Here is a 13,926-nt window from a genome sequence, read left to right as displayed (position 1 = left end):
GCGGGGGTCAGGCCGGCGCCCCCGCCCCCGGGGCTTGTCTCCGTGCGGGTGGGAGCGGGCTTGCCCCGCGATCGGTCAGACCTGTCTAAGCTGCTCTGCACCTTTCCCCTCGATGGAGACCCCTCGAATGAGCAGCAAGGCGATCTACGTCCTCCCCGGCGGCGGCTACGACAAGGTCCAGGTCGGCACCTGCGAAGCCGCCGCGCCCTGCGCCGGCGAAATCACCGTGCGCCTGCACGCCAGTTCCCTCAACTACCATGACTTCGCCGTGGTCAGCGGCATGTGGGGCCCGAGCGAGCGGCGCATCCCCATGGCCGATGGCGCCGGCGAGGTGACCGCGGTCGGTGCTGGGGTCACTGAGTTCAAGGTCGGCGATGCGGTGGTCAGCACCTTCTTCCCCGACTGGCTCGCCGGCCAGGCCCAGGTCGAAGGCTTCGCCAGCGTGCCCGGCGACGGCATCGACGGCTATGCCCGCGAGCAGGTGACCGCCCGCGCCACGTCCTTCACCCACGCCCCCAAAGGCTACAGCCACGCCGAGGCGGCCACACTGACCACCGCCGGCCTTACCGCCTGGCGGGCGCTGATGAGCGACGACCACCTCAAGCCCGGCGACACGGTGCTGGTGCAGGGCACCGGCGGCGTTTCGATCTTCGCCCTGCAGTTCGCCAAGCTGGCCGGCGCCACGGTGATCGCCACCTCGTCCAGCGATGCCAAGCTCGAACGGCTCAAGGCGCTGGGCGCCGACCACCTGATCAATTACAAGACCACCCCGGCGTGGGGTGAGCAGGTGCGCAAGCTCACCGACAACCGTGGTGTCGATCATGTGATCGAGGTGGGCGGCCCGGCCACGCTCGAGCAATCGATGATCGCCGCACGGATTGGTGGCCATGTGTCGTTGATCGGCATCCTCACTGGCGTGGCCGGGCAGTTGCCGCTGGTTCAGGCGCTGGTGCGGCAGATTCGCCTGCAAGGGGTGCTGGTGGGCTGCCGCGAGCAGCAGCAGGCGATGGTTCGCGCTATCGATGCCAATGGCTTGCGGCCGGTGGTGGACAAACACTTTGAGTTGGAGCAGATCGTCGAGGCGTTCAGGTATCAGGAGAGCAACAAGCATTTTGGGAAGATTTGCTTGAGTTGGTGAGCTGCTGGTCAGGGCTTTTGAGGCGGGGGCCATGTAGGTGTTCGTCATGGGATCGCATTTGGGCGAACAGGTGCATGGCGATGGATTTGCAGCGCCCTTGAGATCGAGCGCCGCCCGCGCGGCGCATCGCTGGCAAGCCAGCTCCCACATTTGTTTCGGGCCAGTTACTCCTGTTGTTTCATCGCTGTACGCCTTGTTGGCACGACGCGGTATTGAGGTGGGCACCACTGGCGCCTCGCCTGACTTGAGACATGCAGCAAGGCGGGCAGCGGTACCCTCACAGGCATAATTGGCCCGAAACAGATGTGGGAGCTGGCTTGCCAGCGATGCGCCGCGCGGGCGGCGCTCGATCTCACAGGCACTGCAACCCTGTCGGCAAACACCAGCAAGCCATCACGCCCCGCCCGCACGAGGCAAATCCACAGTAACCAGCAACCCACCCCCCAGCCGCGCCCCCAGCGTCAGCGAACCACCATGGGCGCTGGCGATACCGGCAGCAATGCTCAGCCCCAGGCCATGCCCCCCACCACTGCGCGACGGGTCAACCTGATAAAACGGTTCGAGCACCTGGCCCAGGTGCTCGCTGGCGATACCCGGCCCACGGTCACCCACCTGGATACGCAAGCGCTCCGGGCTATCGTGCACCTCAATATCCACAGGCCCCGGCGCATGCTGGTGGGCGTTGTCCAGCAGGTTCTGCAGGCAGCGGCGCAGGCCGCTGGCGTGGGCGTTGAGCGGGCGGGCCTGGCCGTGCAGGCGCAGCTCGCCACCGAGGTCTTCGAAGTCGGCCTGCAGGGCGCGCAGCAGCGCGTCGATATCCACAGGCTCGCGGGCATTTTCCAGCTCGCCGCTGCGCAAGAAGTCCAGGCTGGCGGCCACCATGTCTTCCATCTGCTGCAGGTCAGCGCGAAAGCGCTGGCGCAGGTTCTCCTGCCCCAGCAGTTCGGTGCGCAGGCGCAGGCGGGTGATGGGCGTACGCAGGTCGTGGGACACGGCGGCAAAGAAACGGGTGCGCTCGGCGATGCTGTCGATCAGCCGTTGCTGCATGGCGTTGAACGCCTGGGCCGCCTGGCGCACCTCCTGGGGGCCATCGAGGTTCAGCGGCGGGCGGTGGATATCCTGGCCCAGGGCTTCGGCGGCGGCGGCCATCTGCCTGAGCGGGCGCAGGGCGATACGCACCGCGATCAAGGCCAGCAGCACCACTACCACGGTGCGCAGCAGGTAGATGCGCAGCAGGAAATCGAACACCAGCGAGCCGATCGAGGCGCTGCGCCAACCCTGGTCTTCGGTGCTTTGCAGGTACAGCAACTGGCCGTCGGGCAGGGTCAGCTCGACCACGCTGCGCACACTGGCCGGCGCCCCGCGCATCAGCAGGCCGGCGCCACCGGGCTGGTTGTCGGGGGCGAGCAGTTGCAGGTGCAGCAGGCGCAGGGGCGCCGGCGCGCCGGTGCGTTCGCTGAGCAACCGGCGCAGCAGGGCGTCCTGCTCGGGCGTGGCCGGTGCGAGCCCGGCCGGCGCTGCGGGCAACTGCTGCCAGCGCGACGACGCCATGCCTTCGAGCAACGCCGGCAACTGCGCCGGGCGCTCGCGGGCCACCTGCAACAGGTCGGCCAGGCGCCCGGCGAGCAGGCGCAGGGGGATTTCCAGCACCTGGGTCTGGCGCACTTCGTACCAGATGCTGCTGGTGAGCAGCTGCGAGGCGAGCATGCCACCGACCAGGATCAGCACCAGGCGGCCATGCAGCGAACGTGGCCAGCCGCGCTTCATTCGCTGGCCACGTCATTGACCGTGAGCATGTAGCCCTCGTTGCGCACGGTGCGGATCAGCGCCGGGTTGCGCGGGTGGTCGCCCAGGTGCTGGCGCAGGCGGCTGACGCACACATCGATGCTGCGGTCGAAGGGTTCGCGCTCGCGGTCGAACACATGGTTGAGCAAAAAATCCCGGTTCAGGGCGCGGTTGGGGTGCTGCAGGAACAGCCGCAGCAAGCGGTAGTCGGAGCTGCCCAGGCTGACCACCAGGCCATCAGGCGAGCGCAACTGGCGGGTGGCGGTGTCCAGGCGCCAGCCGGCGAAGCGCAGCTGGCTGGCCTCATCCACACGGGCGCGCTCGGGGAAGCTCTGGGTGCGGCGCAGCACCACCTTGATCCGCGCCAGCAGCTCGCGTGGGTCGAACGGCTTGGCCAGGTAGTCGTCGGCGCCCATCTCCAGGCCGACGATGCGGTCCACCAGGGTGCCGCGGGCGGTCAGCATGATCACCGGGATATTGCTTTGCACCCGCAGCTCGCGGCACAGGGTCAGGCCGTCTTCGCCGGGCAGCATCAGGTCCAGTACCACCAGGTCGACCAGGCGCTCGGCCAGGCAGCGGCGCATGTCGCGGCCATGGGCCGCCACCGACGTGCGCAGGCCAGCTTCTTCCAGGTAGAGGGACAGCAACTGGCGGATCTCGGGGTCGTCATCGACGATCAGGATGTGGTCGGGCTTGGACATGGGGCGGGCCTGTTGGTTGGAAGCGCAGGGCACCTTACACCGCGCTTGCTTCAGCGAATGTAACGGAATGTTTTGGGCGACCGAAGGCCTGCCGGGCCGTACATTTGCGCACACAAGATGGCGTGGGGCCGTCTTTAGAATTGCGCCACTCAAATGCGACTGATTTTCTTTAAGGACTTCACATGCCCCACGCATCCTCCCCGCGCCTCCCGGCGACCCTGGCGCCGGCCTTCGGCCTGATGCTGGGCGCCTGCGCCTTGCCAGCCCTGGCCGACACGCTCGACCTGCCCGCCACCCGGGTGGACGGCAAGCAGGACCGCTACAAGGTCGACACGGTGACCTCGAGCAAGATCACCACGCCCTTGCTGGACGCGCCGCAGAGCATCAGCGTGGTGCCGCGCGCGGTGCTGGAGGAGCAGAACGCGCAGAGCCTGCAGGAGGTGTTGCGCAATGTGCCGGGCATCACCTTCATGTCGGGTGAGGGCAACCTGGGCTGGGGTGACCTGTTCTCCATTCGCGGTTTTGCCGCCGAGCAGAGCATGACCGTCGATGGCGTGCGCGACGCCGGCATGGCCAGCCGCAACGACACCTTCAACCTGGAGCAGGCCGAGGTCTACAAGGGCACCGGCTCCGTGGAGTCGGGCGTGTCGGCCGTGGGCGGCAGCGTCAACCTGGTCAGCAAGCGCGCGCACCTGGGTGATGCCGGCAAGCTCTCGGCGGGCATCGGCACAGACAACTACAAGCGCCTGACCGCCGACGTCAACCGCCAGCTCAATGACACCAGCGCCGTGCGCGTCAACCTGATGAAGCACTACAACGCGGTGGCCGAGCGCGACGAGGTGGACTACGACCGCTGGGGCCTGGCCACCTCGTTCGGTTTCGGCCTGGGCACCGACACCCGGCTGTGGTTCGACGCGTTCTACCAGAAAGACCGCAACACTCCGGATGGCGGTGTACCGATCCAGCGCGGCACCGATGGCAAGCGCATGCCGGGCGTCGACCGCGATGCCTGGTACGGCGATTCGAGCCTGTATACCCAGCGCAGCGAAACCCGCTCGCTGACCGGCCTGTTCGAGCACGACTTCAGCGACGACCTGACCTTGCGCAACCAGCTGCGCTGGCAGCAGACCGACAACTGGGCGGTGCTGTCGCCGGCCCGTTTCGTCGCCGCCAATGCCGATGGCAGCCGCACCTGCACCGGCCCCCGCTGCGCCAGCCTGGGCTATGTCGGGCTGGGGCCGCGCAGCTCGGTCAACGGCATCAGCGCCTACACCGACTACGCCAACAGTGCCAGTGGCTACGGCTACCTGCGCGGCAGCGACTTCGGCCTGTCCAAGCGCTACGAGATCGTCGACAACCAGACCGACCTGCGCTTCAACCTCGACACCGGTGGCATTCACCACGAGGCCGTGACGGGTGTTGAGCTGTACCGCGAAACCTACGGCGGCCTGCACAAGAGCATGAAGGTGCCGGACGGTTCGATGTTCTTCAACCTGTCCGACCCGGCCCACAGCTTTGCCTCGACCCGCACCGACAAGGGCTACGGCGACCCGCGCAGCGTCGTGAAGGACGCGGCCCTGTACGCCTCCGACACCGTCACCCTGGACCCGCAATGGCAACTGCTGCTGGCCCTGCGGTACGACCACTGGCAGGTCGACAGCGAGCGCTCCACCGGCAGCAGCAGTAGCCGCGACGATGCCTTCGGCGGGCGTGCCGGGGTGGTCTACAAGCCGCTGCCCAACGGCAGCATCTACCTGTCCTACAGCCAGGCCGCGCAGCCGTCGGCGGTGGGGGCCAGCACCAACAACCAGATCTACGGCGCGGCCAGCACCGAGGCCTACAAGCCGGCGGTATCGAAAACCTACGAGCTGGGCACCAAGTGGGAACTGCTCGACGAGCGCCTGAACCTGACTGCCGCACTGTTCCGCACCGAGCTCGAAGACAGCTGGGAATACAGCGAAGGCGAGACCTCGCCGGTGCGTGCGCTGCCGGCCAAGCGGGTAGATGGCCTCGAGCTGGGCCTGCAGGGGCAGCTCACCCAGCGCTGGTCGGCCTATGCCGGTTTCGCCGTGATGAAGAGCCGCCAGACCAAGGGCGCCAACAAGGGCGAGGAAGCCAAGAACGTCCCCGACCTGACCGCCAACCTGTGGACCACCTACGACCTCACCGACCAGCTCAGCGTCAGCTACGGGGCCGACTACGTGGGCCGGCGCCGCTACAGCGACAACAAGTACGTCGGCGGGCTGAACAACAACAGCAGCTACGCCAACGGCCCGACCGGGGTCTACACGGTCTACACCCGCGACCATGAGAAGGCGCCGTCCTACTGGTTGCACAGCCTGGCGGCGCGCTACAAGGTCGACAGCCAGACCACGCTCAACCTGAACGTGTCGAACCTGTTCAACACCTTCTACTACAGCCGCGTCGGCGCCTCGCTCGACGGCTTCCAGCTGTACGGCGTGCCGGGGGCCGGGCGCACCCTGACCGCCAGCGTGGATTACAGCTTCTGATGCTGGTGCAGATCGAAAACCTGTTCAGCGCTGACGAACTGCGCGAACTGCGCCAGCAATTGCTGGCGCAGCCCTGGGTCGATGGCAAGGCCACGGCCGGCGTGCAGTCGGCCCAGGCCAAGCACAACCGCCAGCTGGACGAGGACGACCCGGTCGCCCGCCAGTTGGGCGGGCTGATCCTGCAGCGGCTGTCGGACAACCCGCTGTTCATGTCCGCCGCCCTGCCCAAGCGCATCTACCCGCCGCTGTTCAATCGCTACGCGGCGGGCGAGGGGTTCGGCTTTCACATCGACAACGCCATCCGCGGCATCAAGGGCGTGCGCGAGCGGGTACGTACAGACCTGTCGGCGACCTTGTTCCTGGCTGAACCGGACAGCTACGACGGCGGCGAACTGGTGATCCGCGACACCTTCGGCGAGCGTCAGGTCAAGCTGCCGGCCGGGCACCTGGTGTTGTACCCGGGCAGCAGTGTGCACCGGGTAGCGCCTGTGACCCGGGGCGAGCGCCTGGCGGCGTTTTTCTGGATCGAAAGCCTGGTGCGCGAGGACAGCCAGCGCAGCCTGCTGCTGGACATGGACGTGGCGATCCAGCGCCTGACGGCACAACAGGCCGACGCCGGTTCGTTGCTGGAACTGACCGGCGTGTACCACAACCTGCTCCGTCGCTGGGGCGACACCTGACCTTGGGAGGTCACCCATGTTTCAACCACTGTCCTGGCGGCGCCTGCTGGCGCTGCCCTTGATGCTCGGTGCCTGGCTTGGCCTGGCGCAACCGGCCAGCGCGGTGCAGGTCACCGATGTGCTCGGGCGCACGGTCACGGTCGAGCACACGCCGCAGCGTATAGTGCTCGGCGAGGGCCGGCTGTTCTTCGCCCTGGCCTTGCTCGACCGCGACAACCCCTTCGGGCGGGTGGTCGGCTGGCAGAACGACATGCGCCTGCTCGACCCGCACACCTATGCGGCGTACGCCCAGCGCTATCCGCAGATCGGCAAGCTGCCGTTGATCGGCCAGGCCTCGGAGCAGAGCGTCAGCGCCGAGCAGATCCTGGCCTTGAAGCCGGACCTGGCGGTGTTCAGCATTGCCGGTGAGGGCCCGACCCAGCACAGCCCGGTGGCCGACCTGCTGGCCAAGGCCGGTGTGCCGGTGCTGTTCATCGACTTTCGCGTGCACCCGATCGAGAACACCCGGGTCAGCCTGCGTGCGCTCGGCACGTTGCTCGACCGTGAGCAGCAGGCCGAGCAATACCTGAGCCTGTATGACCGGCACCTGAAACAGGTCACCGACGCGGTGGTCGGGCTGCCCGACAGCCAGCGACCGAAGGTGTTCCTCGAACTGCTGGCCGGGGTCTGGCAGGCGCCGGGGCACACCACCGGCAAGAGTGGGTTGGGCAGCCTGGTGGCGGCCGTCGGCGGGCATAACATCGGCGCCGATGTGGTGCCTGGCGCAGTGGGCGACGTGAGTGTCGAGTACGTGTTGCAGGCCGACCCCGACGTGTACATCGCCACTGGCAACCGTGCACCGGGTGTGCTGCTGGGGGCCGGCGTGGCCACCGACACCGCGCGCCAGAGCCTGGCGCACATCACTGCTCGGCCCGAGTTCGCGCCGCTGCGGCCGATCCAGGCCGGGCAGGCTCATGGCTTGTGGCATGACTTCTACAACTCGCCGTTCAACATCCTCGCCATCGAAGCCATGGCACGCTGGATTCACCCCGAGCGCTTCAAGGACCTCGACCCGCAGGCCACCCTGGCCGAGATCAATCGCCTGTTGAACATCGGCCTGGACGGCCAGTACTGGGTCGACGCCCGGTGACCGCGTTGGCGCAGGATGGCGCAGCCCTGGCGGCCGGGCGCTACCGGCGCGTGCTGTGGCGGCGTAGCGGGCTGGTGCTGGGGTTGGCGGCGCTGTTGCTGCTGTCGGTGTTGCTGGACCTGGCCAGTGGCGCCTCGGGCATGGGCCTGGGGCAATTGCTGCACGGCCTGCTCGACCCCGCGACCCTGAGCGGCACCGAGCGGGTGATCATCTGGAACGTGCGCCTGCCCTATTCGCTGATGGCGGTGTTGGTGGGGGCTGCATTGGCCCTGGCTGGGGCCGAGATGCAGGCGATCCTCGACAACCCGCTGGCCAGCCCGTTCACCCTGGGCGTTTCGTCGGCGGCGGCACTCGGCGCGTCGCTGGCCATCGCTTATCCGCTGGGCGTGGCCTGGCTGGCGCCGGGCGTGCAGGTGACGCTGATGGCGTTCGTCTTCGCCTGCCTGTCGGTGGTGTTGCTGCAGGCCATGGCGCGGCTGCGCGGCGCCGGCGTCGAGAGCCTGGTGCTGTTCGGCATTGCCCTGGTGTTCAGCTGCAATGCGCTGGTGTCGCTGCTGCAATTGCTGGCGACCGAGGACGTGCTGCAGCAGCTGGTGTTCTGGACCTTGGGCAGCGTGGCCCGGGCCGACTGGCAGAAGCTCGGCATCCTCGCTTTGGTGCTGGCCGTGTTGTTGCCCTTCTCGCTGCGCGCAGCGCCGGCCATGACCCTGTTGCGCATGGGCGAGGAGCGGGCGCGCAGTTTTGGTGTCGATACCCGGCGCCTGCGTTTCGCCTCGCTGGTGCGCATCAGCCTGCTGTCGGCCACGGCCGTGGCCTTTGTCGGCACCATCGGTTTCGTCGGCCTGGTGGGGCCGCATATCGCCCGTTTGCTGGTGGGCGAGGATCAGCGCTTCCTGCTGCCGGCGAGCGCGCTGGTGGGTGCATTGCTGCTGTCGCTGTCGTCGATTGCCAGCAAGCTGATCCTGCCCGGGGTGATCGTGCCGGTGGGCATCGTCACCGCGCTGGTGGGGGTGCCGGTGTTCGTGGTGCTGGTGTTCCGCCGGGGGAGAAACCTGTGAGCCTGTTGATCGATCAATTGTCGGTGGCGTATGGCGCACGGCAGGTACTGCACCAGGTGACCTTGCCTGAGTTACCGGCTGGCAGCCTGGTGGCGCTGGTGGGGCCGAACGGCGCGGGCAAGTCGACCTTGCTGCGGGCGTTGGCGGGCCTTGAACCTATGCAGGGTTCGCTGACGCTGGACGGTGATCAGGTGACTCGGCTGGGCGTTGCCGAGCGCTCACGGCGGCTGGCTTACATGCCCCAGCAACTGCCCCCGGGGATCGCCCTGGGGGTGCTGGAGAGCATCATCGTCGGCTTGCGCGTGAGCGGGGCCGACAACCCGCTGGGTACGGCGTTCGAGGCGCTGCGCCGGTTGGGTATCGAGCACCTGGCCGAGCAGCCGTTGGCCAGCCTGTCCGGGGGGCAGCGGCAACTGGTGGCCCTGGCCCAGTTGCTGGCGCGCAACCCGCGAGTATTGCTGCTGGATGAGCCCACCAGCGCGCTGGACCTGCATTACCAGTTGCGGGTGATGGATGCGGTGCGTGAGCGGGTTGTCGCCCATCGCTTGCTGGCGGTGGCGGTGCTGCACGACATCAACCTGGCGGCCAGCCATGCCGACTGGCTGGTGGTGCTCAGTGCGGGGCGGGTGGTGGCCTGCGGTGCACCGGAGCAGGTGCTGGTGCCGGGGTTGCTGGCTGAGGTGTATGGCGTCGAGGCGCGGGTGGAGCGCTGTTCGCGGGGGCGTTTGCAGGTGTTGGTGGATCGGGCGGTGGGGTGAGCTTTGCGGGCCCTGTCGCCGGCAAGCCGGCCTCCCAATGGGTTTGCACGTCCCCTGTAGGAGCGGCCTTGTGCCGCGAAAGGGGCGCGAAGCGGCCCCAGTTTTCAGCTACGCAACATAAATCGCCGGGGCTGCCGTGCAGCCCTTTCGCGGCACAAGGCCGCTCCTACAGGGGGCGTGTTCCCCCTGTGGATGCCGGTTTGCTGGGGATGAGGCCTGTGCAGGCAATCCGCCCCGTCAATCCGGCACCAACCGGTCCCGGCTGTTGGACAGGTGCAAGCACACCGCTGCCCGCGCGGCGTCCGGGTCCTGGCGGCGGATGGCATTGAGGATCGCCTCGTGCTCCAGGTTGGCCAGGTACGCCTGCCTTGCCAGCCTGGCCCCGGCGCGGTCGGCCTGGGCCAGGCGGTTGCGCGGGATCAGCGCGCTGCCCAGGTGCGCCATCATCTCGCCGAAGTACAGGTTGCCGGTGGCCTCGGCGATCAGCAGGTGGAAGCGCCGGTCGGCTTCGATGCAACTGTCGCCGGCGGCGGCCAGGTCTTGATAGTCGTCCAGGGCCTGGCGCATCTGCGCCAGGTGCCGATCGGTGCGGCGCAAGGCGGCCAGCGCGGCAGCCTGGCCTTCCAGGCCGATGCGCAGCTCCAGCAGGTCACGCACGCTGGCGGCGCTTTCGGCGCCCACCCGCAGGCCGGCCTGGGCCTGGCGTTCGATGACGAAGGTGCCGATGCCGTGGCGCGGCTCCACCAGGCCCGAGGCCTGCAACTTGGACAGCGCTTCACGCACCACGGTGCGGCTGATGCCGTGTTCACGCACCAGGGTGTTTTCCGAGGGCAAGCGGTCGCCGGGCCTGAAGGTGCCCAGCAGGATCTGCTGGGTCAGGCTGGAGACCAGGTCGTGGGCGCGGCTGTGGCCGCGTTTGCGCGGGGTGTCTTGGGTGTCCATGCGGAGCTCGCTGATGCGCCGGCACAAGTGGCTGGCCGATCCGCCGAGCCTAGCAGGCTTGCTTGTACGACAAGTTAAAAAAATGAAAATAATTTACCCCATTAACCAGCCGCCGTTACTTGCGCGTGGGTGACTTGTTTTTATCTTTTCGCTGCTTTTAGGCGTTTTATCTACTTGTATTTTGCTTTTTACTGCCTGTTTTCGATCTTGTCGTACAACTTTGCGACGCCTATGATTCGCTCACCTGGATGTCAGACAACAGGGTGTTTGCCCAACGCCCGGACCTCCATCGACCCGCACAAAAACAATTAGTGGGAGATACACCTGTGAACCACACCCTCGATCCGTCCGCCGGGCGCGATGCCGTGCTGAGCAGCGCGGTGGCCAAGGTCAAGCGCCACGTCCTGCCGCTGTTCGTCATCATGTTCATCGTCAACTACCTGGACCGCGTCAACATCGGTTTCGTCCGCCCGCACCTGGAGAGTGACCTGGGTATCAGCGCGGCGGCCTATGGCTTCGGCGCCGGGCTGTTCTTCATCGGTTACGCGCTGTTCGAAGTGCCGTCGAACATGCTGCTGCAGAAGGTCGGCGCGCGCCTGTGGCTGACCCGCATCATGTTCACCTGGGGCCTGGTGGCCACCGCCATGGCCTTCGTGCAGAACGAAACCCAGTTCTACGTGCTGCGCTTTCTGCTGGGGGTTGCCGAGGCCGGGTTCTTCCCTGGGGTGATCTACTACTTCACCCGCTGGCTGCCGGCCGCCGAACGCGGCAAGGCCATCGCCATCTTCCTCAGTGGCTCGGCCGTGGCCTCGTTGATCTCCGGGCCGTTGGCCGGGGCGCTGATGCAGATCCAGGGCATGGGCCTGCACGGCTGGCAATGGATGCTGTTCATCGAAGGCATGGCCTCGGTGGCGCTGTGCTTCTTCGTGTTCTTCTGGCTCGACTCCAAACCCCATGACGCCAAGTGGCTGAGCCGCGAAGAGCAGGACGCGCTGGTGGCGGCCATCGACCAGGAGCAGCGTGAGCGCGAGGCGGGCGGGGTGGTCAAGGCGTCGTCCTGGAGCCTGCTCAAGGACCGCCAGATCCTGCTGTTCTGCCTGATCTACTTCTGCATCCAGCTGACCATCTATGCCGCGACCTTCTGGCTGCCGAGCATCATCAAGCGCATGGGCGACCTCAGCGACCTGCAGGTGGGCTTCTTCAACTCCATCCCCTGGCTGATCTCGATCATCGCCATGTACAGCTTCGCGGCCTGCGCCCGGCGCTGGCGCTTCCAGCAGGCCTGGGTGGCGGCGGCGCTGCTGGTGGCGGCTACCGGCATGTTCATGTCCACCACCGGCGGGCCGGTGTTCGCCTTCGTCGCCGTGTGCTTTGCGGCCATCGGTTTCAAGGCGGCCTCGTCGCTGTTCTGGCCAATCCCCCAGGGCTACCTGGATGCACGGATCGCCGCGGCGGTGATCGCCCTGATCAACTCGGTGGGCAACCTCGGCGGCTTCGTCGCCCCCACCACCTTCGGCTTGCTGGAGCAGCAGACGGGTTCGATCCAGGGCGGTTTGTACGGCTTGGCGGTGACCTCGGTAGTGGCTGCCATCGCGGTGTTCTTCGTCCGTACCCGCGCCAAGGGCGTGCCTGCCCAAGACCTCAAGGCCGCCTCGGCCAACTGATTGCGAGAGAGACTCCATGAACATGCACACCATCCCACAGGTTCAACACGACACCCCGGTGGTCACCGACCTGCGCGTGGTCCCGGTGGCCGGCCACGACAGCATGCTGCTCAACCTCAGCGGCGCCCATGGCCCGTACTTCACCCGCAACGTGGTGATCCTGCGCGACAGTGCCGGCAACACAGGCCTGGGCGAAGTGCCTGGCGGCGAAGCCATTCGCCAGACCCTGGAAGACGCCCGCGCGCTGGTGGTCGGCCAGCCCATCGGCCACTACCAGCGCGTGCTCAACGCCATGCGCCAGAGCTTCGCCGGGCGCGATGCCGGCGGGCGTGGCCTGCAGACCTTCGACCTGCGCATCACCGTGCATGCGGTGACTGCCATCGAGTCGGCGCTGCTCGACCTGCTCGGCCAGCACCTGGGCGTGCCCATGGCCGCGCTGCTCGGCGAAGGGCAGCAACGCGAAGCGGTGAAGATGCTCGGCTATCTGTTCTACATCGGTGACCGCAACCGGACCGACCTGGCCTATCGCAACGAGACCGACGCCGATGACGACTGGCTGCGCCTGCGCCATGAACAGGCCATGACCCCGGAGGCGGTGGTGCGCCTGGCCGAAGCCGCCAAGGCCCGCTATGGCTTCAACGACTTCAAGCTCAAGGGCGGGGTGCTGCGCGGCGAGGAGGAGATGGAAGCCGTCACCGCACTGGCAGAACGCTTCCCCGAGGCGCGCATCACCCTCGACCCCAACGGTGCCTGGTCACTGAAACAGGCCATCGCCCTGTGCCGCGACAAGCACGCCGTGCTGGCCTATGCCGAAGACCCCTGTGGCGCCGAGAACGGCTACTCCGGCCGTGAGGTGATGGCCGAGTTCCGCCGTGCCACCGGCCTGCCCACCGCCACCAACATGATCGCCACCGACTGGCGGCAGATGGGCCATGCGATCCAGTCGCAGGCGGTGGACATCCCCCTGGCCGACCCGCACTTCTGGACCCTGCAGGGCTCGGTGCGGGTGGCGCAGATGTGTCACGACTGGGGCCTGACCTGGGGCTCGCATTCCAACAACCACTTCGATATTTCGCTGGCCATGTTCACCCAGGTGGCCGCCGCCGCGCCGGGCGAGATCACCGCCATCGACACCCACTGGATCTGGCAGGACGGCCAGCGCCTGACCCGCGAGCCACTGCGCATCGTCGACGGCCATGTGCGGGTGCCGGAGCGTCCGGGGTTGGGTGTGCAGCTGGATGAAGATCAGTTGGCCAAGGCCCATGAGTGCTACCGCAACATGGGGCTGGGGGCGCGTGATGACAGCGTGGCGATGCAGTACCTGATCCCTGGTTGGAGCTTCGATAACAAGAAGCCTTGCCTGGTGCGTTGAAACTGGCCGGTGCGTTGCCCTGTAGGAGCGGCCTTGTGTCGCGAAAGGGGCGCGAAGCGGCCCCAGATAGTTGCATTACCCCATAGACCGCCGGGGCCGCATTGCGGCCCTATCGCGACACAAGGCCGCTCCTACAAAAAAAGCCCTCCCTTTTGCCGCCGATCAGGCGGAGGCAGACGCCGGGGCAGC

The 13,926-nt window shown here is 67.2% G+C and carries 11 protein-coding genes; 8 read left to right on the top strand and 3 right to left on the bottom strand.

The features are described 5' to 3' along the window. Nucleotides 1-127: 127 nt before the first annotated feature. The gene (locus tag ABE459_RS24090) at nucleotides 128-1,138 is read left to right on the top strand and encodes an NAD(P)-dependent alcohol dehydrogenase (protein WP_323830344.1); all 1,011 of its coding nucleotides are present in this window, start codon (nucleotides 128-130) and stop codon (nucleotides 1,136-1,138) included. A 393-nt stretch (nucleotides 1,139-1,531) separates the two neighbouring features. Here ABE459_RS24090 and ABE459_RS24085 read toward each other — a convergent pair whose 3' ends face one another. Then, nucleotides 1,532-2,905, bottom strand: coding sequence for an ATP-binding protein (locus ABE459_RS24085; protein WP_323830345.1), 1,374 nt, complete (start codon nucleotides 2,903-2,905; stop codon nucleotides 1,532-1,534). After that, the gene (locus ABE459_RS24080; protein WP_323830346.1) at nucleotides 2,902-3,624 is read right to left on the bottom strand and encodes a response regulator; all 723 of its coding nucleotides are present in this window, start codon (nucleotides 3,622-3,624) and stop codon (nucleotides 2,902-2,904) included. The genes ABE459_RS24085 and ABE459_RS24080 overlap by 4 nt, the downstream gene beginning before the upstream one ends. Nucleotides 3,625-3,806: 182 nt before the next feature. On the opposite strand from ABE459_RS24080, the gene ABE459_RS24075 reads away from it, so the two are divergent. Genes ABE459_RS24075 through ABE459_RS24055 form a run of 5 tightly spaced genes read left to right on the top strand, consistent with a single transcriptional unit; the run spans nucleotide 3,807 to nucleotide 9,759 of the window. Next, the gene (locus ABE459_RS24075; protein WP_323830347.1) at nucleotides 3,807-6,134 is read left to right on the top strand and encodes a TonB-dependent siderophore receptor; all 2,328 of its coding nucleotides are present in this window, start codon (nucleotides 3,807-3,809) and stop codon (nucleotides 6,132-6,134) included. Continuing rightward, nucleotides 6,134-6,814: a Fe2+-dependent dioxygenase gene (locus tag ABE459_RS24070; protein ID WP_125462512.1), complete on the top strand. Its 681-nt coding sequence runs from the start codon at nucleotides 6,134-6,136 to the stop codon at nucleotides 6,812-6,814. Before ABE459_RS24075 ends, ABE459_RS24070 begins: the two co-directional genes overlap by 1 nt. A gap of 16 nt (nucleotides 6,815-6,830) precedes the next feature. Further along, on the top strand, nucleotides 6,831-7,943 hold the full coding sequence (locus ABE459_RS24065) for an ABC transporter substrate-binding protein (protein ID WP_323830348.1): 1,113 nt from the start codon (nucleotides 6,831-6,833) through the stop codon (nucleotides 7,941-7,943). Continuing rightward, a complete protein-coding gene (locus ABE459_RS24060; RefSeq protein ID WP_346648154.1) occupies nucleotides 7,940-9,001 on the top strand; it encodes an iron ABC transporter permease in 1,062 nt (353 codons plus the stop codon). Before ABE459_RS24065 ends, ABE459_RS24060 begins: the two co-directional genes overlap by 4 nt. After that, a complete protein-coding gene (locus ABE459_RS24055) occupies nucleotides 8,998-9,759 on the top strand; it encodes an ABC transporter ATP-binding protein (protein WP_346648153.1) in 762 nt (253 codons plus the stop codon). The genes ABE459_RS24060 and ABE459_RS24055 overlap by 4 nt, the downstream gene beginning before the upstream one ends. A 237-nt stretch (nucleotides 9,760-9,996) precedes the next feature. Here the strand turns inward: ABE459_RS24055 and ABE459_RS24050 are convergent, their stop codons facing one another. Then, nucleotides 9,997-10,701, bottom strand: a complete 705-nt coding sequence (locus ABE459_RS24050) for a FadR/GntR family transcriptional regulator (RefSeq protein ID WP_125462516.1) — start codon at nucleotides 10,699-10,701, stop codon at nucleotides 9,997-9,999. A 326-nt stretch (nucleotides 10,702-11,027) separates the two neighbouring features. On the opposite strand from ABE459_RS24050, the gene ABE459_RS24045 reads away from it, so the two are divergent. Further along, a complete protein-coding gene (locus tag ABE459_RS24045; RefSeq protein ID WP_125462517.1) occupies nucleotides 11,028-12,365 on the top strand; it encodes an MFS transporter in 1,338 nt (445 codons plus the stop codon). Between the two features lie 16 nt (nucleotides 12,366-12,381). Further along, a complete protein-coding gene (gudD, locus tag ABE459_RS24040) occupies nucleotides 12,382-13,737 on the top strand; it encodes a glucarate dehydratase (protein ID WP_258705651.1) in 1,356 nt (451 codons plus the stop codon). Nucleotides 13,738-13,926 lie beyond the last annotated feature (189 nt).

Origin of the sequence: Pseudomonas sp. TWI923, from assembly GCF_039673365.1 — a bacterium.
Lineage (GTDB): Bacteria > Pseudomonadota > Gammaproteobacteria > Pseudomonadales > Pseudomonadaceae > Aquipseudomonas > Aquipseudomonas sichuanensis.
This window is presented reverse-complemented; position numbering and strand designations above follow the sequence as displayed.

What these genes read in the sequence shown, in the direction of transcription:
- ABE459_RS24050 (WP_125462516.1), bottom strand. Translation starts at nt 10,701, where the DNA reads ATGGACACCCAAGACACCCCGCGCAAACGCGGCCACAGCCGCGCCCAC.
- ABE459_RS24070 (WP_125462512.1), top strand. Translation starts at nt 6,134, where the DNA reads ATGCTGGTGCAGATCGAAAACCTGTTCAGCGCTGACGAACTGCGCGAA.
- ABE459_RS24080 (WP_323830346.1), bottom strand. Translation starts at nt 3,624, where the DNA reads ATGTCCAAGCCCGACCACATCCTGATCGTCGATGACGACCCCGAGATC.
- ABE459_RS24075 (WP_323830347.1), top strand. Translation starts at nt 3,807, where the DNA reads ATGCCCCACGCATCCTCCCCGCGCCTCCCGGCGACCCTGGCGCCGGCC.
- ABE459_RS24090 (WP_323830344.1), top strand. Translation starts at nt 128, where the DNA reads ATGAGCAGCAAGGCGATCTACGTCCTCCCCGGCGGCGGCTACGACAAG.
- ABE459_RS24065 (WP_323830348.1), top strand. Translation starts at nt 6,831, where the DNA reads ATGTTTCAACCACTGTCCTGGCGGCGCCTGCTGGCGCTGCCCTTGATG.
- ABE459_RS24085 (WP_323830345.1), bottom strand. Translation starts at nt 2,905, where the DNA reads ATGAAGCGCGGCTGGCCACGTTCGCTGCATGGCCGCCTGGTGCTGATC.
- gudD (WP_258705651.1), top strand. Translation starts at nt 12,382, where the DNA reads ATGAACATGCACACCATCCCACAGGTTCAACACGACACCCCGGTGGTC.